The organism is Mesorhizobium sp. C395A, assembly GCF_030323205.1.
Lineage (GTDB): Bacteria > Pseudomonadota > Alphaproteobacteria > Rhizobiales > Rhizobiaceae > Mesorhizobium.
This window is the reverse complement of record NZ_CP100473.1, coordinates 881,107-903,948: the sequence shown is the minus strand read 5'-3', so window position 1 is coordinate 903,948 and position 22,842 is coordinate 881,107. Positions and strand designations below refer to the sequence as shown.

The following is a 22,842-nucleotide window of genomic DNA, read 5'->3' as shown; positions in this document are numbered from 1 at the left end:
CAGAATATTGCTACTTGCGCGTGATCCAGCCGAGCAGATCCGGCTCGACGTCTTCGTGGTCGGTCAGGTCGCGAACCAGGGAAGCGGCGAGCGCGCGCCAGCGCTTTTCCGGGACATTGTCTTCCATCACCGATTTGATGAAGGCGGCGCGCAGGATGGCGCAATCGAAGGCGGATACATCGAAAAGCAGTTCTGCCATTTCGGTTTTCCCCGTTCACATCGGGCGCGCGAGCCTGTCGAAGCCTCAGGCGCCAGCGCCCCCTATACATGGTCGACGACAGCAGATTCATACTCTTGCCGAACCAAGGTTCAACACAATTCGATTGTACGGTTTTTACCAAGCGATTGCGGTTCGTTGCCCGCTTTTGCGCCGATGCTAGATTTGCCGGGCGGCCTCTCCCCAGATGGCCGCAAATGGCCGGCGCGGCTCTGGCAACATGCTTTCACCGGCATTCGCGTCGGCCATTTCCAGCCCGTGCCAGGCTCAGCCCAGCAGGCGTTCGTATTCGGTCTCGGCCTGGCCGTAGAAACCGTCGGCGACGGCGATCAGGCCATCCCGGTCGCGAATGACGATCTCGCCGCGCCTCGACCGGATCAGGCCGCGCCCTTCCAGGATCTGCAGGCCGATGGTGACGCCGGGACGCCTGACGCCGAGCATGACGGACAGGAACTCATGCGTGATCTGGATCTGGTGGCCGACCACCCTGTCGTCACACATCAGGAGCCATCGGGCCAGCCGATCCTCGAGCTTGGCGCGGGCATTGCTCAGCGCCGTGGATTTGGTCTGGCCGTGCAGGTAGTGGGCATAGCGCAGCAGGAAGGCGCGAAGCGTCGGGCTTTTCTGCAACGCTGCCTTGAACGGCTCGGAATCGATGCACACCGCCTCGCCCGGCATCTGCATGTAGCAATCATGGGGCGCCCAGTCGGCGCCCATCACCAAAGCGGAGCCCGACATGCCTTCGTGGCCGATGATGCCGACCTCGGTGTCGAGCCCCGGCCGGTTCCTCGCCACCACCGAGGCCAGGCCGCTTTCCAGGAAGCAGACCGAGGCGACCGGCTCGCCCGCCATTTCGAGCGGGGCTTTGAGATCGAGCACACGATGGTGCAAATGCGGCGCAAGCAGTGCGAAGTCGGCCGGGTTCATGCGGCGCAAGAGGCCGCTTTTCTCCTTGCTGACCGACTGGTCCATCGCTCTCTCCCGTCAAGGGCAAGAGCACATGTCATCTCCCAGCCGTCGGCGCCCTGCCCAAATGCAAACGGTCATTGGACGATAGCTGACTCGGATTCAGCCATTGTACTTCGTACAAAACCGACAAATCAGGGGCGACGCCCCATGGATCAATCCAGCAGCTTTTCCTGGATCAGCGCTTCGGGCGGTCAGCCGCAACCATGCGCGCTTCGCGCACGATGGACGAGCGATCGTTGCCGATCAGCGATGCGATCTCTTGTATCTGCTGCTCGGAGGCCCCGGTTTCCCGCGCCAAGGCCGCGAGCGCCTCGGCGCTCAGACCGGACTGTCTCGGTTGCTCCGCCATGGCTCCAATGCCTCCTGTCGGGGCAGGAGTGCGATGGTCGCTCCCAAGCGTCAGCGCCCATTGATGTGGCCGACGATGCTATACTGTACGCTTCCGAACAATCGATGGCGAGCGATATATTAGCGACGCTGGATGCGGCGCTAGAACGGCAGCCTTATCTCATCGATCGACCTCGACTCCGTCCAGCCAATGTCCTTCTGGATCTCCGTCGGCAGCGCGTTCAGTGCGCGCACGGTCTTCCTGTGCTTGCTGGCGCGCGCCAGGGCAGCACGAATTCTGCTGAGACTTTCAAACATCGGTTACCTCCATGCAGCAGCAGAGCGCTGCCTCAGGCCCGCTCTTGCGCCGCCTCTGTAACCGATCGATTGCGCGGCAACGGTGAAGCGCTTCACAAACCGATGCCGCCCAGAAACATTTGTATACAAATTAGTTGCGTTCCCGCGGTGGCGTGATCCGACCTATGGCAGGGCGATCGCATATGGCGCTCCCTCGGGTTCGGCGACCCACCTTCCCTTCGTCGGCGCAAGGCGATCACATATGAGTTCTTACGAAGAGGACCCCCACCCTAACCCTCCCCACAAGGGGGAGGGAACGCTGCCGCAAGCCACCCTTTCTGGCGTGGAACCCAGGCGATTTGCGGCGATCGGCGCCTACCGCCTTATGCGATTGCCCTGCCCTCCTCCGCGCCATCGCCGGCATCGTCGTCCGCCCCCTCGGCTATGGACGAATCCCATCATGCGCAATAAGGATGGGGTCTGCCGTGGCGCTTTCGCGCCGAGGCAGGCGACGTTCGATCAATGACGCTGCGCCGGGCGCCTTTGACGCCGCCCAGCAAAAGTGTCGATACCGGGGGATCTGGTCATGACCGACAACAAGCCGACCGTAGACGTTACCAAGGACTGGCAGGCAACGCAGGGCCAGAAGTCCGGGGCCACGCGGCTGCGCCTGTTCGCCGTGCTGTCGTGGGTCATCGCCATTGGCGGCGAGATCGCCGGGATCGTACTGCTCTACAAGCACAAGTTCGACCAGGGCAACCTGCCGCTGCTGATCGGCATCCTGGTCGGGATCGCGATATTCGCCATCGCCGGCAGCCTGCTCTGGAAGGCGGCCAACCGGAAGGACCCGGCCCGCGAATCCGACACGTTCCGGTTCTTCGTCCAGAACCAGCTCGGCGCGATCATCACCCTGATTGCCTTCCTGCCGCTGGTTCTCTTGATCCTCAACGACAAGAACATGGACCCGAAGAGCAAGAAGGTGGCCGGCGGTATCGGCGCCGTGCTGGCCGTGCTGGCGACGCTGATCGGGGTCAGCTACCAGCCGCCATCGGTCGAGCAGTACACGCAGGACATGAACACCTGCGCGGAACAGATCAAGGCGGGGCAGCCGACCACGGCCTGTTCGCCCGAAGTCGCCGCCCAGGCGCAGGCGATCGCCACCGACTCCACCACGGTGGCCGCGGCGACGAAGGACGCGGCGCACCCCAATGGCCAGGATGTCGTCTACTGGATCGCGCCGGAAAACGGCGCCGCCAAGTCCGACACCGAGCATGTCTTCCACCTCTGCGCAGCGGTCAGCCCGCTGAAGGACAAGACCGTCAACAGCGGCTCGGTAACGGAAGCCTACGCCCAGAACGCCATCCGCATCACGAAGCAGATCGAGATGGAACAGAAGCAGTGCGGGTTTACGGCTGCGCCGTGAATCGGCCAGGGTTTGGCGCGCGCAGTGGATCACTGCCAAACCGGTCCAGTTCGTGTTGTCCGCATTAGCATGCGCGCCAGGACTTCGATCCTACATTTCGGAGCCAGCCGGCGGGCGGCTTGCCAAATCCTGACAGGACGAGACGAAAGTTGAAAGTCGCATTTTGGCCGAGAGCGACCGGACCGCTTTCGGTGTGCGGGAGCGATAGCGGACATTCACCATGCGATCGCAATGTGTCCGGCCCTCGGTGATCTTTTCTCGTTTCTGATGGCAATACGGCACCCGTATCCACGCTGGATCAGTTGCCTGGGTGTCCCTCACATCGGAAGATCCGGGTTGTTCTCCGCAAAGTATTCATGACTATCGGCATTTTCTGTGGCTTGCGGGGGGTTTTCAACCGCGAGTAGCTTGGCGGTATTTTGACCACCAGAGGAATAGTCGCCTGTGAAGACGACGACCTCAAAGTGACTAATTTCGTGTACAATCGTTCCAGATCTTGAATCCGTTCCTTTCAGAGCGGCTGACCAGAACTTTTGACAAACAAAGATATTATAAGGTTGACCACGGAACACATACGCATAAACTCCCGGTCCGCAGACGCTGCCGTGACATCCAAACGATATTGCTTTGTTTGCAAGAGCATCCGCAATCTTCGAGAAATTTCCAGTGGCCTTCGCGTACAGTCCTACGGTATGCGCCCCAAACCATGTCAGATATCGTTGGGAATTCGGTTGCTGGGCAGAAGGCGTGCCCTGCAAAACCTGCAGGGCAGCCGAGGCTATGTTGTTTGCTTCCTCCAGCGCAGCGCCAATATCGTCCTGTTGAGAGCTGTCACACTGGTCGAATTTGGGTGCCGAGAGCGGTATCCGTTCCGGAGGAATTCGACCGGATAGAAGCCTGAACGTGACGGCGTTGCTCAGAACCTGGGCGCGTCTCAGGGCACCTTGAGGGCCAACCAGCAGACCCACTCTCTCTGTATCATAGGTAACCGCATAGATCCCTGCTTCATAGATGGCGTAGTACAATGACAGATCGACGGGCACCGAAATCGATTGTCCGGGTTCGATATTGATAAAGTCAGCCTCGGTCGGTTCTGCTCGCTTCACCAAAGGGCCAATATACTGAATTGGCTGCGACCCTCTCGCTACTGAAAAAATTTCGCCCGAGACGCCGTCGATCGGCGTGGTCCACCTGAGCAGTCTGATCGGGCTGCGTGACCGGTTCGTGAGAGTAAAGTCAATAATTAGTGGGGTATCGTTTCCAAAAGAAGTCAGGCGCGATTGCAGAACTATCTCAATTTCCTGATTCTGCTGCGCAAACGCCAAAGGAACTATACTAAAAAAGGATGAAATTAGAAACACCATATTTCGAACAATGTTCGGCATTTTTTGCTCCTGTGTAACCACGATTAGAATCTATTGTTTCGACTACGTGAGCTTTTATTTTGCTAACACATGCCAGATCACCCACAGATGATCCGGCAATCAGGAATAAAATTGCTGCAGACAGGGGAGTACAACTTACCACAAATTCACAAATTCAGGAATACGACATCCCCGGCCTCCAATGACATCGATTTTCACTGGCGCCTTTTTTGGCGTGGTATAAGATGAACCGCTACTTTCCCATCAAGCTCCATCCGAGGGGGCCATTATGAGCGAGCGTTGGAAAGGCTTAATAACAGTCTGCGCGATTTTGAGGTATTTTGCCCTGGCGTATGGGTTCTGTTTTGCTTTCAGCGGCACTGCTTTGGCTGATTCATGTGGAACAGAGGCTACTCATGGCTGGAACGTCAATAATAATCCTCCGGCCGAAGACCGTCAGGCAATCCAAGATCTTTTGTCCCGCTACGCCTGGACGATCGACGAAAAAAATGCAGCCGCGTTCGCCACCCTCTTTGCGGAACCTAAATCGTCTTACTATGAGATTTGCGATGCAGGCAGCAGTGTCCTCGAGCTGACACTCGACCTTGGCCCAGAGTCGGCACATGATCTTCTCGTGCAAATGAAAATAATAGTTAAGAAACTGGAAACCGATAAACTCCAGACCCGGCATCTCGTGACCAACACCTTGTTCGACGTGGTTGACGACAAGACGGTGAACACCAAATCGATAGTCCTTGTGACAATGCAGGACTCCCATTCTTCGGCACCGAGTCTTGACTATTCGGCGGATGCCCGCGCGTCTGTTGTAAAGGGCGATGACGGCATGTGGCGATTTCAATCGCTTACTGTCCACGCTGACTATGACGCTGGCTCTGTCGCAGCGAAGAAGCGATGACGCCCAGAGATCGGCCATGGGTTCACTGGCACGCTCCAGTGGGCTGAGATGCGTGCTGTTGCGCTGATCGCTGCTGTCCTCGGCGTTGCGTTTCTCCTGTTGTCCGGGACGATCGGACATGAAGCTTTCGTGTCGACGCCGCGAGCCGGCGAGAGGCAAGGCTCCAATCAGGCCGACATGATTTGCAGCAAGGCGGGCAACTGCGCGGCGTCACCATTGCCACGCAGTTCCGCTTTCGAGCCGCTGCGCCCTCGCAGCGTCGCTTTCGCTCCCGCTGAACTCGATGGGAAGGCGTTCGCCGAAGCCGTTACGCGATGGAACCCTGACATCTTTTGGGCGCCAGCCTCAAAGAGCACCGACGTCATAACGAGGTCTGGCGATGAAGCGCGGGCGGTGTTCGGTCCTATTCCAGAGGGCGATTGCGGCAGCCCACAGATGAAGGTCATCCCACTGGAAGTTGATGGCAATGTCGTCGACCTCAAGCCCAATCCGACAAAACCGGGCTCTCCGCTGGAGTTCCAGCACAGCAATGAGAACGGAGAGGTGGTGAAATGGACGGCGACATTGCCCAGATGCGACAAGCCTTCGCTAACTGGCAGCTCAACCTACTGTGGGCTGAACTCACGTGCAGTAAGGGTCGTGCGCGGCAACGTGGAATGGCTGTTCCTCTGCAGAAAGTCCAATATCAGCCACGAGGTCAGCACCGATCCCTACTGGACACGGTCGGATCCGAGATTTTCCGTCTTCGGCACCATCGGGTTCAATCGGAAATCCGGAGAAATCATCTTCTTCGACGGCCGCAAGGACCGGAGCGAGTTCGATTGGTCAAAGCCCTTCGTTCCGCCAGGCGGGCGCAACTATTCCGATGACATCGGAAGGGTTGCGGCGGAGAAAATCTATGACCCGACGTTCCAGATCTCGTGCCATGCATGCCATGACAACAAAAGCCCCTATGTGATAGATCCGCACATTGAACAGAGCAGGGTCGGTTTCCGTTCAGCCCGCGATTCCAAATCGACCGCCTTCAGCCTGGGAGATTTTCTACCGCGCCGACCGCGGTTGCCGGGCGCGCCGTTCCGCGTGGTCGGCTCCGGTTACACCGGCACCTATCCCAATGAACTTAGCCAAGCCAGGACGGTCGAAGATCCGACCGGAAACTGCACAAGCTGCCACACGCTTACCACACAAATCACCGGCCGCCGTTTTGCCGCGGACGCAGTCGGGTACGAACCGGCGGTCACATCGCCAACCTGGGTCCAATTGCTCGAGCTGCACGAGGAACAGACCGTCTACGCCGGCATAGAAGCACATCGCACGGACTGGGCGATCGGCAGCAGCGGCATCCATCCCTGGATGGTGCCGGGGTCCGGCAATGACCTGTCCTCAGGAACGCCTCGATTGAGCTTGGAAGACTGGCGCAAGCTGAGCGACTGTCTGTGGGGAGCCGGCGGTCCTGAGTGTGGCTACCGCCCACTCTACACGCGCTGCCCGGCGCCAGAAGCGCAGGATGAAGGCTCTTCGCTTGCCGATGCCGAGATTCGGGTTTTGCCTCCACCGCCCGGAGAGGACGTCAGGACGCGTGTCCTTCGCTTAAGCTGGACCTTTCGCAACAGCTACGGTGGTGTTCCCGAGCGCGACGATATCAGGATCAATGTGGCAGTCAGCGCGGGCACGATTCCGGCAAACGGGGATCCGCCGCAAAGTGGCGAATATCCAAGCATCGAGCAGGCAAAGGGCATCAGCGTCGAGGCTATCTCCGGTCCAGTCGGTTCAGCCGGCTCCAGCTTGTGGATCGAGAACGTTTCGTTTGCTGGTCACAAGAAATGGAGCGATCCAGCGCCGTCGATGTCGCCGCGCACCTTCCAGATCGATCTGCCCGGTGAATGCAACCGACGCACCTTAGTTCGTTTGGTGCCCAAACGGTTCTGCTTCGACCAGAGCCAAGCGGCATTTAGCGAGGCAGACCATTTGATCTACGCCGATGTTCAGTGTGGCGAGCCTCAATGAACCACCTGACGCGATCGAAAGCGACTGGTGAGCACCGGGATTTGCGATAACATGACTGGGTGCTACATGGTCGCCGCACTAAGGAGGGTCCCGGAGCGTGACCACGCCGGTTCCATTGGCTAGCCCCATTTTGCCCGGCAATCCGGCGAAACCTGTTGCGGAACGGCGTTATCTCACCATCCTGTTCTGCGACATGGTGGGGTCAACCGAATATGCCGACCGCCTGGATCCCGAGGATTTCCAACACCTGATTGAGAGCTTTCTACAGACCTGCAGCAGCGTCGTCCGGCGCCGCAAGGGCGTGACGGCTAGTTACATCGGCGATGCTATTCAGGCCTATTTCGGCTATCCAACAGCTGGTGAGGACGACAGCGAGTTCGCGGTGCTGGCCGCGCTCGAGATCGTTGATGCGGTGGCCACCATCTCCGCAAATCTGGGATATCCGTTGCAAGTGAGGATGGGTATCGCGAGCGGCCAAGTCGTGGTGGGTGAGTTCGTCGGCGCACCGAGCGGTGTATCCACCGTCGCCTTCGGTCACGTCGCGCATCTAGCGGCACGGCTGCAGGTACTGGCCAAGCCGAATACGATCCTTGTCGACGCGGCGACCTTCGAGGCCGCAAGCGGCGCGGTTGATTTCACCGGGTTCGGCAAACATGAGCTGAAGGGATTCGCCGCGCCAGTCCAGGTTTGGCAGGTGCAAAGGGCGCGCATGGTGCCGACCCGCTTTGCAAAGCGGGCGCGTATGACCAAGCTGTGCGGCCGCAACGCCGAATTGCGACTGCTGATGGAGCACTGGGAGACTGTCGTGCGCGACAGGCGTGGCAATGCCGTGTTGGTCTCGGGGGAGTCGGGAATCGGCAAGTCCCGGTTGCTCAACGAAATCCAGCAGCGTCTGCGCAGCTTTCCGCAACTGACCATGCAATGTTCTCCGACCTTTGAGAACAGCACCCTTTATCCATTCCTCGCAGAGTTGCAGAGGATTGCAACGATCGAGGACGGTGACTCAACGGAAGAAAAGCTTCGAAAGCTCCGCAACGGATTGTCGATAGGCTCGGTGTCCAGCGACATCGCGCTGGCGATCTTCTCAGGCCTGCTCGGGATGCCGACGACAATGCCGGACAGGCTTGAAGGGACAAGTGCCGAACGACAGCGCAACATTGCCGAGCAAGCATTCATCGATCTGGTCAGTTATTTGGCGCGAACTACCCCGATCCTGATCTTGTTCGAGGATGAGCAATGGGCCGATGCGACCTCGCGCGACCTTCTCGAAAAAATCGTCGCCAGCCTGGCTTCGACACCCGCCCTCTTGCTTGTGTCGAGCAGGAACAACGCAAGCGTTCCATGGGTCGACGGCCCTGACGGGCACCATATCAGGCTTGAAGCGCTCAGCCGAGCGGACGCTGAAGCGATTGTCCATGACATTAGTCCGAATGCGCTCGCTGCTGACGTAGCAGCGGTGCTCGATCGCGGTGAAGGCGTCCCGCTCTATATCGAAGAGCTTACTCGAAGCGTGGTCGAAACAGGGTTGCGCCTAGACGTATCGCAGCCCAAGCGTCTGTCACTCACGAACAACATTCCAAACTCTCTGCAGTTCTCGTTGCTTGCCCGTCTCGACAGGCTGGGGACCGCCAAGGAAGTCGCGCAGGTCGCGGCGGCGATCGGCCGCGAATTCGATTTCGACATGCTGCGCGAAATTTGTGATTGGCCTGAAGCGGAGTTGCGCGCTGCGGTTGGTGAGCTGATGCGCACAGGGCTGATCGTAGCCGAGCGAGGGACGGCCGGAGCAGGCTTTTCGTTCACCCACGTGCTGCTCCAGCAGGCCGCTAGAGGCACGATGCTGCACGAACGTGCGCAACAGATTCACAAATCGATTGCCGAATGCATCGAGCTGCGCGACCCCAACGCGGGCTTTGCCTATCCCGAAGTGCTCGCTGAGCATTTCGCCGACGCCGGTCTGTTCGATCGCGCCGCTGACTACTGGCTGCAGGCAGGGCTGAAGGCCGCCAAGACTTGGGCGAAAGTTGACGCAGTGCGTATCTTCAGGAAAGGGCTTGAAGCCGCGAAACTCTTGCCTGACTCCGACGATCGTAGCCGCAGGTTGCTTCGCTTCGAACTGGAACTGGGCGACGTTCTGTACGCTGCGCTCGGCTACGTGACGGGCGAAGGCAGTGCCGCGTATCAGCGGGCCATAGCGCTGAGCGGGAAGCTTGGCGAACTGGAGGCGACGATTAGGGCACTCGACGGGCTTTTCGGTACCCATTTCAACTCGGGCCAGTTTGGTAAGGCCCTCGCGGCCAGTGATGAATTAATTCGAGTCGGCGAGGAGGGCGGCTACCTAAACGCGCTCGTTATAGGTCTGCAGTTTAAGGGCATGAGTCTGTTCTGTCAGGGTGAGTTGGCGGAGGCTCGGCAATATCTTGAGCGCGCTCTCAGCCACAAGGGCAGTGCAGACGAGGTCGGCAGCGACTTTCCGAGTATGGCCATGATCTACCTTTCGTGGACCTTGCATATTCTGGGGTATCGCCGTCAAGCGCTGAAACTCTACCTCGAGGCGGAGGCGACCGTTCGGCAGCAATCCGCCTATCGCTTGGCCGCCTGCTTGGGAAACGGGTGTGTGTTGTTCGCCTTCCGCGAAGAGAGCAGGGATATCGCTCGGCTGGCGGATGAACTTCTGCCATTAGCGCAGGAAAACGGTTTCAATCTCTGGACACGGGTGGCGCGCTTTTTTGGTGGCTTGGCTGCATCAAGCCTCGATGACAGTCTGGTGGGAAGCCATATGATGGCATTGACCGAGAGTGACCTTGAAGATCAGGAAGTCGACAAATCGTGTTATTTAGGCTTACTGGCCAAAGCTTTCATTAACTCTGGACAATTCGATATAGCGGCAGAGACCGTCGAGAAAGGTCTGCGCGAGGCCGAAAAGATTGGCGAGCATTACTTTACAGCTGCCTTGCTTCGCATTCGCGGCGAGATCGAACTTGCAAATGGAGTCGGAGACAGAGCGGCAGAGGCTTCTTTCCGCGAGGCTATTGCCTTTGCGCGGCAGCAGCGCGCTAGGAGTTGGGAGTTGCAGGCGACCAATAGTCTGGCAAAGCTATTGCGGTCACAGGGTAGATTCGAAGAGGCGCGTGCGGAATTGCGGAAGATCAACGATTGGTTCATCGCAGCAGACATTGAGTGATTAACGACGCATCACGTTCTGCCGGCAATCTCGACGAGCGCGGATTCGGCAACATCACGATCCCCGCGCAGCCGCAACTTACGGTCTAAAGCAGACCAACGTCCGCTTACGGGTAGCGATGGCATTATCTGAAGGCCGGCAGCGGCCATTCACCCGTAGCTCGCCGCAACGCAACAAGGCCCCTCCCGGGGCCTTGCTTTCAACCTCAGTGCTGAGCGTCGCCCCTCACTTCCCCATCAGCTGCTTGGCATTCTCGGCCGTGATCGCGGTGGTCTCCACCGTCACCGTCTTGTCCACCTCGGTCGCGCAGTCGAGCAGGATCTTTTTCGACATCTCGATCGCTTCCTTGGCGCCCGTCGGGTAGGTGAAGGTTGCGACCCAGTCGCCCTTGGCGACGGCCTCGATGCCGCCGGCCGGGCCCGGCAGGCCGTCGGTGCCGATGATCTTGACGTCCTTGCCCGCACCCTTGGCGGCGAGCAGCGCGCCGGCGGCCATCATGTCGTTGGAGGCGTAGAGCACCCTGATGTCGGGGTGCGCCTGCAGCATGGCGGCGAAGGCGACCTGCGCTTTGTCCGGCACCCAGTCGGCGGCCTGCTCGGCGACGATCTGGACCTTCGGGTTGCCCTTCACGCCTTCCTTGAAGCCGTTGAGGCGCTCGACGGCCGGCGTCGAGCTCGGCAGGCCTTGCAGCACCGCCGCCTCGCCGCCATCGGGCAGCAGCGTCTTGGCGGTGTATTTGCCGGCTTCCTCGGCGATCTTGAAATTGTCGCCGCCGATGAAGGCGGTGTAGTCCTTGCCGGGGTCGCCGACCGTCTTGCGGTCGAGCTCGATGACCGGGATGCCGGCATCCATGGCGCGCTTCACCGCCGGCGTCAGCGGTGCGGCCTCGAAGGGCGAGATCAGGAGGATGTCGACCTTCTGGGTGATGAAATTGTCGACCTGCGAGGTCTGCGTGTTGACGTTGCCGGCGCCGTCGGCGATCTGCAGCGTGAAGCCGGGCACTTCCTTGGCCGCCGCCTCCAGCTCGTCATTGACGTGCTGGCGGTAGGGCTCGGCATTGTTGGCCTGCGAAAAACCGATGACGAACTGGCCGTCCTTGGCGCAGGCTTTCACCAGCGGCTCGGCGGCGTAAGCGGTGCCTGCAATGCACAGGCCGGCGCCTGCCAGCAGCACGGCCTTGAGGGTCGATCCTCTTAGTGTCGTTTTCATAACTCACTCTCCTCCTCGTCCGGCCGGGGGGCCAGACCTTGGTTTAACGTTCACGTGTTGCCGTCTCCTCCTTGTTTGTTTGTGCATGTCGTCATCGCAAAACCTTTTGCGCGACATGCACTAACGACCCAACCCCTCGCGGCGGCGAACGAGGGATTGAAGCACTGCCGCCAAAACGATGATCGCGGCGGTCGCGAGCAGCTGCATGGCGGGCGTAATGTTGTTGAGCTGCAGGATGTTGGCGAGCGCGCCCAGCATGATGGTGCCGGCAACGGTGCCGACCATCGAGCCGGCGCCGCCGAACAGGCTGGTGCCGCCGATGACCACGGCGGCGATGGCCGTCAGCTCATAGCCCATGCCGTCATTGGCGCTGCCGAAATTGAACTGGCCGGCATGGACGATGCCGGCAAGGGCGGCGGCAAAGCCGGTGATGGCGTAGACCGAGATCTTCACCATCGACACCGGCACGCCGGATATGCGCGCGGCGCGCTCATTGCCGCCGACGGCAAAGACATAGCGGCCGAAGCGCGTGGTGTTGAGGACGATGGTGGCGATCGCGGCAAAGACGACGAACACAAGCGTCGCCACCGGCACGGTGTTGTTGAACAGCCGCTCGCCCAGCACGGCGAACACCGGCGGCGCCAGGCCCGGCCCTTCGCCGTAGGAAATGTTGATGTACTGGTTGCCGGAGACGACCAGCGCCAGCCCGCGCGCGGCCTGCAGGCCGGCCAGCGTGACGATGAACGGCTCCAGCCTGAAACGCGTCGAGATAGTGCCCTGGATGGCGCCGAAGACGATGCCCAAAGCGAGCACGGCGAGGATGGTGGGGATCAGACCGAAGCCGCCGGAGATCATCATCGAGGCGGTGACGACGCTGGACAGGCCAAGCACCGCGCCGACCGACAGGTCGATGCCGGCGGTGATGATGACGAAGGTCATGCCGATGGCGATGATGCCGGTCTCCGACACGGCGCGCACGATGTTGGCGATGTTGTCGGGGTTGAGGAACAGGATCTCGCCGTGGCGGCGCGGCGAGAAGATGATGCCGCCGATCGCCACCAGCACCAGGCCGATCAGGCTCTGGAAGCGCACGATGAGCGCCAGCGGGTCGCGATGCTTTTGAGGCGCCGCCATCACCGGGCTCGCTGCCACTGGGTTGTTGTCCTGAGACATCAGGCCTCCCTGCCGTTAGCCGCGGCCAGCACCGTGTGCTCGTCGACGCCGCCCATGAATTCCGCCACATTGCGCCCCTGGCGCAGCACCACGATGCGGTCGCACAGACCGATCAGCTCCGGCATCTCGCTGGACGCCACCAGAATGCCGAGCCCTTGCGCCGCGAGTGCCCTGAGCCGCTGGTAGATCTCGCCCTTGGCACCGACATCGACGCCGCGTGTCGGCTCGTCGAGCAGCAACAGGCGCGGATTGCCGAGGATCTCCTTGGCCAGCACCACCTTCTGCTGGTTGCCGCCCGACAGCGCACCGACGACGATATCGGGGTTCTTCGGCCGGATGTCGAACTGGCCGAAGGACTCTTTCACCGCCTCGGCCTGGCGGCGCGGCGAGACGAGCCAGTTCGGCGAGATCCTGGAGATGACCGACATCACCAGGTTGAGGCCGACGGCCATGCGCAGCATCAGGCCCGAGCCCCGGCGGTCGTCGGTCACGAAGGCGATGCCGGCCTGGCGGGCAGCGCTGATCGAATCCAGTTTCACCGGCTTGCCCGAAATGGCAACCTCGCCCTCCCAGCGGCCGGACAGGCCGGTGCCGTAGAGCGCGGACAACAGTTCGGTGCGCCCTGCCCCCATAATGCCGGCCAGGCCGACGATCTCGCCTTCATGGACATCGAGCGAAACGCCTTGCGGCGCCTGCCAGCCGGCGCTATCGCGGGCGAGCTTGAAGCTGGCGTTCCTCAGGCTGAGCAGCGGCTTGCCCGCCGCTTTGGCGCGTTGCGGATAAAGCTCATCCAGCGGACGTCCGACCAGCAGGCGCACCAGCTCGGCCTGCGGCGCGTGCGGCTCGGTGATGCCGGCGACGCGACCGTCGCGCATCACCGTCACCCGGTCGGCAATCCCTGGCACTTCCTCCAGCCGATGCGAGATATAGACGATGCCGACGCCGGTGGCTGCGAGTTTTCTCATGATGTCGAACAGCCGCTCGACTTCGCCCACGGTAAGTGCGGCCGTCGGCTCGTCCATGATCAGCACGCGCGAGGCGTAAGACAGCGCCTTGACGATCGCGACCACCTGGCGCTGGCCGATCGACAGGTCGGCGACCATGGCAGCCGGATCGATGGCGATCTCGATCGCCTCCAGGCGCTTCTTCGCCTCACGGCGCATTGCCGGCACGTCGAGGAAGCCGCCCGGACGCATCAGTTCGCGGCCGAGGAAAAGATTGGCCGCGACATCCAGCGACGGCACCAGGTCGAGCTCCTGGAAGATGGTGGCGATGCCCGCCGCTTGCGCCTCGCGCGGGTTGTTGAAGCGCACGGGTCTGCCGTCGATCTCGATCGTGCCTTCGTCCGGCGTGTAGACGCCCGACAGAAGGTTCATCAGCGTCGACTTGCCGGCGCCGTTTTCGCCGAGCAGCGCATGGATTTCGCCGGCCTTGAGGTCGAAGTCGACGCCGCGCAGCGCCTGCACGCCGCCGAAGCGTTTGACGGCGCCGGTCATTACCAGCAGCGGCGCGCTCATGTTAGCCTCGTGTGGGTCGGCCTCCCGCAGGAGGCGCGCGCCCGCAGCGTCGCCTGCAGCCGCACCGAGCGCGGCGCTGAAGCGGTCGCCGCGATGCGGGCGCTGAGCAGCGCCGCCGCCTGCCTGCCGATCTCGGTGCAGGGCTGCGCGACCAGCGTCAGGCGCGGCTCGAAACAATCGGCCCATTCGAAATCGTCGAAGCCGGCCAGCGACAGATCGCCCGGAATGGTGAGGCCTTTTTCGCGGATGGCGCGGACGGCTCCGATCGTCGTCATGTTGTTGCCGGTGACCAATGCGGTTGGTGGCGACGGCAGCGACAGGATGGCGTGGGTGGATGCGGTCGCCGCCGCCGTGTCGACATTCTCGGCCGAGAGATATCGCGGCACGCTTTCAAGTCCATTGGCGGCGAGCGAAGCCTGGAACGCCTCGATGCGCTCGCGCGTCGTCGTCAGGCCCGGCTGTCCGGCGATATAGCCGATGCGCTTGTGGCCGAAGGAGGCGACATGGTCGATCAGCGCGCGCATCGACGTTTCGTTCTCGACGCCGATCTGATCGAAGCGCTCGTCGGCGAAACGGTCGATCAGAACGCATGGCATCTTCTTGTCGGCGAGGTAATCGATGGCGCGCTGCGGCGAGCCCGACGGGGCCAGGATGACGCCGTCGACGCGGCGCTGATGAAAAGCGCGCACCACCTGCAGTTCGCGGTCGGGATCCTCCTGGGTATCCGACAGAAATACCATCAGCCCAAGCCGTGCGCATTCGGCCTCGACCGCGCAGATGATGTCGGTGAAATAAGGGTTGGAGATCGCCGAGATCGCCAGGCCGACGCTGTTGGTGGTCGAGGCCTTCAGCGAGCGCGCCAGCTCGTTGGGCTGGTAGCCCATGGCGGCAATGGCGTCGTTGATCAGCCTCGCCTTTTCCAGCGAAACGAAGCGCGTGTTGTTGACGACATGCGAGACGGTCGACACCGACACGCCGGCGCGCCGCGCCACTTCAGCCATTGTCGGCAAGACATATCAGCGCCTGCAAGCGCTCCTCCCTTATGCGTTTCCCGTCCGCTCTGATGGCGGATTTCAGGGGAGCTTAGGGTGATCGAAACGTTTGCGCAATCGATTCGATGCAAATTTTTAGCGGGGCTTATCTCCCCCTCGAGGGGGAGATGTCGCCGAAGGCGACAGAGGGGGTCGCCGCGCGTGAAGCGCCAACCTTCCATCTGCAGCAAGGACGTCGAGCCCAGTCGCACCGACCCCCTCTGGCCTGCCGCCATCTCCCCCTCAAGTGGGGAGACTCGCGGTTTCAGCAAACTCCGCCACCAGCCCCTCATATTCCTCAAAGGCCGGCAGCGCCTCGTAACTGTGCACCGCAGGCGTGGTTGCCCAAGGCAGCTTCTCGCTGGTCCATGTCTCGATGAACGGCGTGAACCAGCCAGGCTCGTCGAGCATGGTCGGACGCAGATTGACGAACCAGTCGAGCCCTTCGGGGCGCGTGAACATCCAGCTCATGCAATGTGGGCAGAAGTAATGACGCGAGGCGCCGTGCAGTCCGCCGATCACCGGCTCGCCTTGCATGATCTCGAACCCGTCCGAGGGAATGGCGGCGCTCAGCGAATAGGCGCTGGCCGACATGCGCTGGCAGCCGATGCAATGGCAAGCCATGGTCAAAAGCGGTTTTGCGGAAATCTTGAGCCGCACACGTCCGCAGCGGCACCCGCCTTCGGCCGGCAATTTCAGGGTTGGCACGGCAGTCTCCCAGTATTCGAAGCGCCGGCGCTTCAGTCGCCGGTCAGCGCCTTCGTCGTCACCAGCGTGACGCCGGCATCGGTGAAATCAGCATTGTACCGGGCGATGATCTCGGTCGCGGTTTCGCCTTCAGTGTCCAGCGTGGAATGGGCATCGGAAACGACGGTAACGCCGAGGCCCTCGGCCAGGGCGCCCTTGACGGTGCCGGCGATGCAGAAATCGGTTTGCGCTCCGGCGAGCACGACTTCGCCGGCCCCCTGCCCGGCCACCCAGGCGCCAAGCTCGGCATTCGAGAAGGCGTTGCGGACGGTCTTGGAGAATGTCGGCTCGTCCTTGGCCTGGCCGAGTTCCGGCCATACCGGCCAACCCGGCTCGCCGGGCGCCAGCGGATCGCCGGCCGGCCCGTCATGCCTGACGAAAGCAACCTTGCGCCCCTCGCGCCGCGCCCAGTCGATCAGCGAGCGGGTACGCTCGGCGATACCCGGCGCATCATGGATCGGCGGCTCGACGCGCCCGTCGAACATGTTGGTCTGGAGATCGATGACGATGAGGGGAGCGAGGTTTGGCATGGCGCGAAGATAACGCGGGCGATGGGAGGGTCAAGACGGCGAAGCTGCTGATCTCCCCCTTGGGGAGATTACCTGTACCCTCATCCGATTCCGCCGGTCACCACGTAAGCACCAGCCGTGCGTCCATCCTCCAGCCGCATGACGGCCGCAACGATCGAGCCGTAAGCGCCTCGCCACACACTGTGCATTCTTTCGTGCTCGCCGGCGGGCACCAGGATGCGACCGTGAAAGCTTGTCCCGCTGCGCCGCAGAGCGACCGGTTCGCCATTGACGTGAACCTTGACGCCAGCGGTCTCCGCATCGAGTTCAACCGTCACGGCGATCTCGGCCTGGTCTCCTCGCCGCGTCGTCTCGGCAACAAGCGTAAGCCTCGGCGTCGGCGCATCGCTGGCCCGCAATCCACCAGGCCGCCCCGCAAACACATCGTCCGGCAATTCCGGCGTGCGCGGCGGGCTGGTGCGGCGTTGGGTGGCGCGCTCGTAATCGCCGGCGAGCCGCAGCAACTCCGCATCATCATAGGCCTTGCCCGCAAAGGTCAGCCCGACCGGCATGCCGATATCGGCCATCGTTCCCATAGGCACGGTGACGGTCGGAATGCCGAGATGACGCCACACCAGATTGCCATTGGCGACCCAGGTGCCGTTGCGCCAGGCGATTTCTGCAGAGGTCTGGTTGACGTCGGCATCGGCCGGGCCGACATCGGCGACCGCCGGCAGCACGACGGCGTCGAGCCGGTTCGCGTCCAGCCAGTCCTCGAAGTCGATGCGCCGCGTCGCCTCCAATCCCTTGAGACCTTCCGCCAGCGTTGGGATATCCAACAATGGCATCACGCCCTGCTTGGCGCTCGTGACGTAGTCGGCCAGATCGAAACCGTCGTCGCCATAGCGGTCCGGCAGCGCGCCCGGCGGCTGCGGGAAAATCTTTGGGCCGTCGACCGCAGCCAGATCGGGGATCGCCGGATCGGCATTTGCGCGCAGGAAATCGTCCCAGCCCCAGATGCAGAGATCCCAGATTTCGCGCTCTGCAAAGGCTTCCGGCACCAGCCCGCGTTCGACCATGGTTTTTGTGCCCGGACGGTCGCGCTCATAGTTCGAGACGACGGGGAAATCGACCTCGACCACCTCCGCGCCGAGCTTTTCCAGGTCACGCGCCGCCTGCCGCCAGAGGTCGAGCACCGAGGCGCGGGTCTCGATGGGTTTGGGCGCGCCGCCGTCGCGGCCGATATACATTTTCGGCACGCCGAGGCGTTTGCCTTTCAACGAGCCCTCCAAGGCTAGTGTAGTGTAGCTTGGCGGCCTGAGATCAGCGCTTTTCGCGATCGACACCCAGGGCTGCGCGCGCCAGAAATCGCCGCGCGTCTCGGCATCGTCGGCGACGATCACATCGAGCAGCTCCAGCATGTCGGCAATGCCGCGCGTGTGCGGCACCACCACATCCATGGTCGGCACCAGCGGCCAGTTGCCCCTGACCGAAATGACGCCGCGCGACGGCGTGTAGGCGACAACTGCATTGTTGGACGCCGGCGCGCGGCCGGAAGACCATGTTTCCTCGCCGAGGCCGAAAGCGGCGAAGCTGGCGGCGGTGGCCGTGCCTGAGCCGTTGGACGAGCCGGAAGCGAAGGCCGCGGTCAAATAGTCGGCATTGCAGGGGCTCTCGGCGCGGCCATAGACGCCGCGCTGCATGCCGCCATTCGCCATTGGCGGCATGTTGGTCAGCCCGATCAGCACAGCACCACCGGCCCTCAGCCTGGCAATGGTGAAAGCGTCCTCATTGGCGACGAGATGCTCGAAGGCGGGCGAGCCAGCAGCCACCGTCAGGCCCTTCACCTTATAGCTGTCCTTGGCGGTGTAGGGGATGCCGTCGAGGGGCCCGAGGGTGGCGCCATTGCGCCGCCGCAGGTCGGACGCCGCCGCCTCCTCGAACATTGCCGGGTTAAGCACCGGCACGGCATTGAGCGCGATGCCATGGCGGTCGTAGTGCGCGATGCGCCTGAGATAAGCGCCCACCAGCTCGACGCTGGTGACGGTGCCGGCCTCCAGCGCCCGGCGCAGGTCGGCAATCGAGGCTTCGACGATGTGGAGGGGCATGGGATTCTCGAGATGCAGCGGCAAATGAATCTTCGCATCGTGCGATGCGAGTGTCACGCCTCAAACGGAAGGCGTGACGGCGACGCTTATGCACTCGGCTCATAGCATCTTGCTGTCGAGCTGGCCGTTTTCCTTCATCAGGTCGAGATAGGTCTTGGCGCCGGACCTGCCGTGGCCTGCCGCCTTGAAGAACCATTTGGCGGCTTCCTTGTAGTTTGGTTTCCCATCGACGCCGCGGTAGTAGAGCGAGCCCAGACTGAACTCGGCATCGACGCTGCCGGCCTTTGCGGCTTCCAGCCACCAGGACTCGGCAGCCTTGTCGTCTCTGGCAATGCCCACGCCGTTGGCCGAGGCATACGCTGAGGCGAGCTGGGCATCCACATTTCCCTGCCGCGCCGCCTTGAGCCACCAGCCCGCCGCATCCGCACTGCTTTGCGCAACGCCAACACCCTCGCAATAGGCCGTGCCGAGCGCTTTCTGCGCGAATGCATTGCGCTGGTCGGCGGCTTTGCGCCAGAGCCTTGCCGCCTGAACGGGGTCCTTCGTTACTCCTAGACCATCCCAATACAGTCCACCGAGAGCGAACTGCGCAAGGTCATTGTCCTTGTCGGCAGCCTTGCTCAGCCACTCGAACGCCTGCCTTTCATCCTTCCCGACGCCCTGCCCGTCCCGATACACGACCCCGACATTATACTGCGCTACCACATGGCCTTGGACAGCAGCCTTCATCCACCATCGGAAGGCCAGATCATTGTCTTGCGCAACGCCGCGGCCCTGGCTGTAGAGGATACCAAGCAGATATTGAGCGTCGGCGTTTCGCCCGTCGGACGCCTTTTGCGCCCAAGTCGCGGCCAACGCATCGTCCCGTCCCACGCCTTCGCCGAGCGAATACGCCCGGGCCAGATTGGCACCGGCTTCGGCATTCCCCGCTTCCGCGGCCTTGCGCCACCAATAGACCGCCTGCTCGGCGCTCTTCTCGACGCCTTGGCCCATCGAATAGTATCCGCCCAGATTCGACTGGGCGAACACAAAGGCCTGATTGGCGGCTTTGCTCATCCACGCAAACGCCTGGCCGTCGTCCCAGGGGTACCTTTTCCCTGGCCATAAGCGGCCGCCACCGCGTATTGCGCTTCTGTCAGACCGGTGGTTGCGGCCTTCATCCACCACCCGAACGCAAGGCGGTCATCCTGCTCAACGCCGTGGCCCCGCGAGTACAAAGTGCCCAGCAAAGCCTGGGCATTCGGCTCACCCAGATCGGCTGCCTTTTTCACCCACACTATGGCGGCTTGATCATCCTTCTTGACGCCTTGGTTAAGATAGTAGGCGCGTCCGAGACAGAAAGCGGCCTCCAGGCTTCCTTGGTCAGCCGCCTTGCGCCACCATGAGGCAGCCTGCTCGAAGCTTTGCGCAACACCCCGACCCTGCGCATACAGGACGCCGAGGGCGTACTGAGCGTTCGTATTGCCCTTGTCGGCTGACTGCCTGGAAAACTTCAACGCCAGTTGATCGTTTCTTTCGACCCCTTGGCCATTTAAATAGACTTGGCCGAGAGAATATTCAGCCTCGCCGCTCCCCTGATCGGCCGCCTTGCGCCACCAATAGAGCGCCTGCTCATAATTTTGCGCGACCCCTTGGCCCTGCCAGTACAACACGCCGAGCTGGTACTGCCCATTCATGCCGAGCTGGTACTGCCCATTCATGTTGTCTTTATCGGCGGCCTTTCGTGAGAAACTCTCGGCAAGCCGACTGTCCTTTTCAACGCCCCTGCCCATAAGGTAGGCCTGACCCAGTGCTGCTATGGCTTCCGCATTGCCGCCATCGGCGGATTTCTTCCACCAATACACCGCCTGGCTGTCGTTCTGAGCCACGCCCTCCCCGCGCCAGTACAGCGCACCAAGCTGCCCTTTTGCGTCAACATTGCCGGCGTCCGCCATGATCTTCATTTGACGGAATACCTCGGCATAATCCTTTGCCTGGAGAGCCGCTGCACCCTTTTGTGCCGCTGACCACTGCACATAGTAATTTCGGCCAGGACCGAGCAGCACAAAAGCCGCCAGCAACACCAGAACGACGGTAAGGACCCCTCGGCGACGCGACGTGGGCGGGCTGTAGACAGGTGTATCCACTTTGGGCGCCCAGTCGTTGTTGCTCACCGTCCCCAATCCATTTGCAGCCACCAGTAATCCATAGCGCAAGCCAGGCTGTTCTGGAATATCCAAAGCATTTGATGTCGCTACTGCGGTGCGCCGGCGAACAGGATTTCGCCATCGCCGCCAGCCGCCGGCCAATCCCTGATGGTGCGATCGTCGCCGCCGGTGACCAGTGTGCCGTCGGTGGCGAAGGCAACGGCGTAGATCGGGCCGGTGCGGCTGTCGAACATGGCGGTCTGGCCGCCGGTGCCGACATCCCACAGCCGCGCCGTGCCGTCGAGCGAGCCGGAGGCCAAGCGCTTGCCGTCGGCCGACAGCGCCAGCGTATAGACGGTGCCTTCGTGACCCTCGAAGCGGCGCAATTCCCTAAACGTGTCGAGGTCCCAGAGCTTGATCGTGTAGTCGCCGCTGCCGGTGACGACATGATGGCCGTCGGCGGTGAAGACAGCGCCGTAAGTGCCCTGCTCGTGGCCGTGCCAGCTTCGCAATTGCTTGCCGCTTTCGACGTCCCAGAATTTAAGCGTGCCGTCGATGGAGCCGCTGAGCGCGCGCGTGCCGTCGGGCGAGATTGCGACCGTGCTGATCGGCCAGTCATGTCCGGTCATCACATGCAGCACCGATTTGTTGACGAGATCCCAGACGATGACGTTGCCGGTGTCGTGGCCACTGACGGCGCGCTTGCCGTCCGGGCTGATCGCCAGCTTACGCACGCCGCCATTCGCGCCCGACGAGAAGACATGCAGCACCGCGCCATCGGCAAGCTTTCGCAGCACGATCTCGCCATCGTCGCCGGCGGTCAGCGCGGTTGCGCCGTCGGGCATGAACAGCGCCGTGCGCGCCATGTCCTTGTGTTCACCAAGGTTGCGGATCAGCCGCTTGCCGGCGATGTCCCAGAGCTTGATCATATGGTCGGTGCTGGCGCTCATGATGTCGCGGCCATCGGCCGAGACGGCGAGCCAGACGATGGCGTCGCGATGGCCGTCGGGCTCGGTCGGCAGCGCCGGCGGAGGCGGCGGCAACGGCGCGACGGTTTGCGGTGGCGGTGTCGCCGGAGCCGGCGGTGGAGCAGTCTCCGGTGGCGGTGTCGCCGGAGCGACTGCGACTTGTGGCGGCCGCGGGGGAGCAGCCGGAGGCGTAGGCTGCGCCGGTTCCGGCGGTTTGGCAGCCTGCTCAGGCGGGGTTGGCTCGGGCGGCATGGTGACCTGCGGCGAACTCGGCGGGGCCGGTGGCGTCGCCAGGTCCGGCGGGACACCGTCGATGCCCTGGTCCTTCGGCTCGGCTTTGGGTTCGTTCGGGGCGGCCACCTCAGCGCCCGGGCCGGCGTCACGCGCCCAAGGGAAGTGGTCGGCCAGCAGCGCCAACACGGCGAGCACCGGCAACATGAGGAAGGCGCGCCGCAGACCGGGGCGGCCCTTTGGGTCGATCTCGGCGTCGCGGCCAAAAAGCGGCGTTCCAGCAGGCTGGCTTCGCCGACCCGGCAGCAGTCCGGCCCAGAACAACAGGGCGCCAAGCAGGCAAAGCCCGCCGACGGTCAGGAACACCACCGGTCGCAGCGTGGCTGGGCCGTGCAGCATGTGATCGATCCCGCTCCAGCTGAAATCTCTGTCGCCGAGCAGCAGATACGCCCGCAGCAGACAAGCCAAAGCGGCCGCCAGCAGCGGAAGCGCAAACAGCCTTTCGGCCAACCTGTCCATCGG

General features: G+C 62.2%; 19 protein-coding genes. 4 read left to right on the top strand and 15 right to left on the bottom strand.

Annotated elements, in window-relative coordinates:
• Window positions 1–10: 10 nt before the first annotated feature.
• The 4 genes from NLY37_RS04375 to NLY37_RS04360 all read right to left on the bottom strand — a co-directional run bounded on the left by NLY37_RS04375 (window position 11) and on the right by NLY37_RS04360 (window position 1,831).
• Entirely contained in the window at window positions 11–199 is a 189-nt protein-coding gene (locus tag NLY37_RS04375; RefSeq protein ID WP_023671412.1) for a hypothetical protein, read from the bottom strand.
• A gap of 285 nt (window positions 200–484) precedes the next feature.
• A complete protein-coding gene (locus NLY37_RS04370; RefSeq protein WP_023743296.1) occupies window positions 485–1,189 on the bottom strand; it encodes a Crp/Fnr family transcriptional regulator in 705 nt (234 codons plus the stop codon).
• 172 nt (window positions 1,190–1,361) lie between these two features.
• Complete coding sequence (locus NLY37_RS04365; RefSeq protein ID WP_023689840.1) at window positions 1,362–1,535, bottom strand: hypothetical protein; 174 nt, start codon at window positions 1,533–1,535, stop codon at window positions 1,362–1,364.
• Between the two features lie 140 nt (window positions 1,536–1,675).
• Window positions 1,676–1,831 carry a DUF1127 domain-containing protein gene (locus NLY37_RS04360; protein WP_023671409.1) on the bottom strand — a complete coding sequence of 52 codons (156 nt, stop codon included), beginning with the start codon at window positions 1,829–1,831 and terminating at the stop codon, window positions 1,676–1,678.
• Between the two features lie 565 nt (window positions 1,832–2,396).
• On the opposite strand from NLY37_RS04360, the gene NLY37_RS04355 reads away from it, so the two are divergent.
• Window positions 2,397–3,233 carry an SLC5/6 family protein gene (locus NLY37_RS04355; protein ID WP_023693768.1) on the top strand — a complete coding sequence of 279 codons (837 nt, stop codon included), beginning with the start codon at window positions 2,397–2,399 and terminating at the stop codon, window positions 3,231–3,233.
• A gap of 317 nt (window positions 3,234–3,550) precedes the next feature.
• Here NLY37_RS04355 and NLY37_RS04350 read toward each other — a convergent pair whose 3' ends face one another.
• Window positions 3,551–4,618: a M35 family metallo-endopeptidase gene (locus tag NLY37_RS04350; RefSeq protein WP_084559055.1), complete on the bottom strand. Its 1,068-nt coding sequence runs from the start codon at window positions 4,616–4,618 to the stop codon at window positions 3,551–3,553.
• A 268-nt stretch (window positions 4,619–4,886) separates the two neighbouring features.
• Here NLY37_RS04350 and NLY37_RS04345 point away from each other — a divergent pair, with 268 nt between their 5' ends.
• The 3 genes from NLY37_RS04345 to NLY37_RS04335 all read left to right on the top strand — a co-directional run bounded on the left by NLY37_RS04345 (window position 4,887) and on the right by NLY37_RS04335 (window position 10,701).
• Window positions 4,887–5,513 carry a nuclear transport factor 2 family protein gene (locus tag NLY37_RS04345; RefSeq protein ID WP_023697777.1) on the top strand — a complete coding sequence of 209 codons (627 nt, stop codon included), beginning with the start codon at window positions 4,887–4,889 and terminating at the stop codon, window positions 5,511–5,513.
• A 48-nt stretch (window positions 5,514–5,561) separates the two neighbouring features.
• Window positions 5,562–7,520: a hypothetical protein gene (locus NLY37_RS04340; protein ID WP_023743294.1), complete on the top strand. Its 1,959-nt coding sequence runs from the start codon at window positions 5,562–5,564 to the stop codon at window positions 7,518–7,520.
• Between the two features lie 97 nt (window positions 7,521–7,617).
• Complete coding sequence (locus tag NLY37_RS04335; RefSeq protein WP_156933990.1) at window positions 7,618–10,701, top strand: ATP-binding protein; 3,084 nt, start codon at window positions 7,618–7,620, stop codon at window positions 10,699–10,701.
• A gap of 225 nt (window positions 10,702–10,926) precedes the next feature.
• On the opposite strand, the gene NLY37_RS04330 is transcribed toward NLY37_RS04335, so the two are convergent.
• From NLY37_RS04330 to NLY37_RS04285, 10 genes are all read right to left on the bottom strand, one after another.
• Window positions 10,927–11,910, bottom strand: coding sequence for a substrate-binding domain-containing protein (locus tag NLY37_RS04330; RefSeq protein ID WP_286441595.1), 984 nt, complete (start codon window positions 11,908–11,910; stop codon window positions 10,927–10,929).
• A gap of 120 nt (window positions 11,911–12,030) precedes the next feature.
• On the bottom strand, window positions 12,031–13,083 hold the full coding sequence (locus NLY37_RS04325; protein WP_023705098.1) for an ABC transporter permease: 1,053 nt from the start codon (window positions 13,081–13,083) through the stop codon (window positions 12,031–12,033).
• The gene (locus NLY37_RS04320; RefSeq protein ID WP_023743289.1) at window positions 13,083–14,600 is read right to left on the bottom strand and encodes a sugar ABC transporter ATP-binding protein; all 1,518 of its coding nucleotides are present in this window, start codon (window positions 14,598–14,600) and stop codon (window positions 13,083–13,085) included. The genes NLY37_RS04325 and NLY37_RS04320 overlap by 1 nt, the downstream gene beginning before the upstream one ends.
• Window positions 14,597–15,610 (bottom strand): LacI family DNA-binding transcriptional regulator, encoded by a 1,014-nt coding sequence (locus tag NLY37_RS04315; RefSeq protein WP_031204512.1) that lies wholly within the window; start codon window positions 15,608–15,610, stop codon window positions 14,597–14,599. The genes NLY37_RS04320 and NLY37_RS04315 overlap by 4 nt, the downstream gene beginning before the upstream one ends.
• A 264-nt stretch (window positions 15,611–15,874) precedes the next feature.
• Window positions 15,875–16,339 (bottom strand): GFA family protein, encoded by a 465-nt coding sequence (locus NLY37_RS04310; RefSeq protein ID WP_031246631.1) that lies wholly within the window; start codon window positions 16,337–16,339, stop codon window positions 15,875–15,877.
• A gap of 32 nt (window positions 16,340–16,371) precedes the next feature.
• Window positions 16,372–16,908, bottom strand: a complete 537-nt coding sequence (locus NLY37_RS04305; protein ID WP_023708944.1) for an isochorismatase family protein — start codon at window positions 16,906–16,908, stop codon at window positions 16,372–16,374.
• Window positions 16,909–16,988: 80 nt separating this feature from the next.
• A complete protein-coding gene (locus NLY37_RS04300; RefSeq protein ID WP_031246630.1) occupies window positions 16,989–18,995 on the bottom strand; it encodes an amidase in 2,007 nt (668 codons plus the stop codon).
• A gap of 99 nt (window positions 18,996–19,094) precedes the next feature.
• A complete protein-coding gene (locus NLY37_RS04295; protein WP_023708946.1) occupies window positions 19,095–20,051 on the bottom strand; it encodes an SEL1-like repeat protein in 957 nt (318 codons plus the stop codon).
• A complete protein-coding gene (locus NLY37_RS04290; protein WP_156933989.1) occupies window positions 20,048–21,148 on the bottom strand; it encodes a tetratricopeptide repeat protein in 1,101 nt (366 codons plus the stop codon). The genes NLY37_RS04295 and NLY37_RS04290 overlap by 4 nt, the downstream gene beginning before the upstream one ends.
• Window positions 21,149–21,228: 80 nt before the next feature.
• On the bottom strand, window positions 21,229–22,839 hold the full coding sequence (locus NLY37_RS04285) for a WD40 repeat domain-containing protein (protein ID WP_023735421.1): 1,611 nt from the start codon (window positions 22,837–22,839) through the stop codon (window positions 21,229–21,231).
• Window positions 22,840–22,842: the final 3 nt, after the last annotated feature.

Coding starts and splice junctions, on each gene's coding strand:
- NLY37_RS04375 (WP_023671412.1), bottom strand. CDS start 199: ATGGCAGAACTGCTTTTCGATGTATCCGCCTTCGATTGCGCCATCCTG.
- NLY37_RS04370 (WP_023743296.1), bottom strand. CDS start 1,189: ATGGACCAGTCGGTCAGCAAGGAGAAAAGCGGCCTCTTGCGCCGCATG.
- NLY37_RS04365 (WP_023689840.1), bottom strand. CDS start 1,535: ATGGCGGAGCAACCGAGACAGTCCGGTCTGAGCGCCGAGGCGCTCGCG.
- NLY37_RS04360 (WP_023671409.1), bottom strand. CDS start 1,831: ATGTTTGAAAGTCTCAGCAGAATTCGTGCTGCCCTGGCGCGCGCCAGC.
- NLY37_RS04355 (WP_023693768.1), top strand. CDS start 2,397: ATGACCGACAACAAGCCGACCGTAGACGTTACCAAGGACTGGCAGGCA.
- NLY37_RS04350 (WP_084559055.1), bottom strand. CDS start 4,618: ATGCCGAACATTGTTCGAAATATGGTGTTTCTAATTTCATCCTTTTTT.
- NLY37_RS04345 (WP_023697777.1), top strand. CDS start 4,887: ATGAGCGAGCGTTGGAAAGGCTTAATAACAGTCTGCGCGATTTTGAGG.
- NLY37_RS04340 (WP_023743294.1), top strand. CDS start 5,562: ATGCGTGCTGTTGCGCTGATCGCTGCTGTCCTCGGCGTTGCGTTTCTC.
- NLY37_RS04330 (WP_286441595.1), bottom strand. CDS start 11,910: ATGAAAACGACACTAAGAGGATCGACCCTCAAGGCCGTGCTGCTGGCA.
- NLY37_RS04325 (WP_023705098.1), bottom strand. CDS start 13,083: ATGTCTCAGGACAACAACCCAGTGGCAGCGAGCCCGGTGATGGCGGCG.
- NLY37_RS04320 (WP_023743289.1), bottom strand. CDS start 14,600: ATGAGCGCGCCGCTGCTGGTAATGACCGGCGCCGTCAAACGCTTCGGC.
- NLY37_RS04305 (WP_023708944.1), bottom strand. CDS start 16,908: ATGCCAAACCTCGCTCCCCTCATCGTCATCGATCTCCAGACCAACATG.
- NLY37_RS04300 (WP_031246630.1), bottom strand. CDS start 18,995: ATGCCCCTCCACATCGTCGAAGCCTCGATTGCCGACCTGCGCCGGGCG.
- NLY37_RS04295 (WP_023708946.1), bottom strand. CDS start 20,051: ATGAGCAAAGCCGCCAATCAGGCCTTTGTGTTCGCCCAGTCGAATCTG.
- NLY37_RS04285 (WP_023735421.1), bottom strand. CDS start 22,839: ATGGACAGGTTGGCCGAAAGGCTGTTTGCGCTTCCGCTGCTGGCGGCC.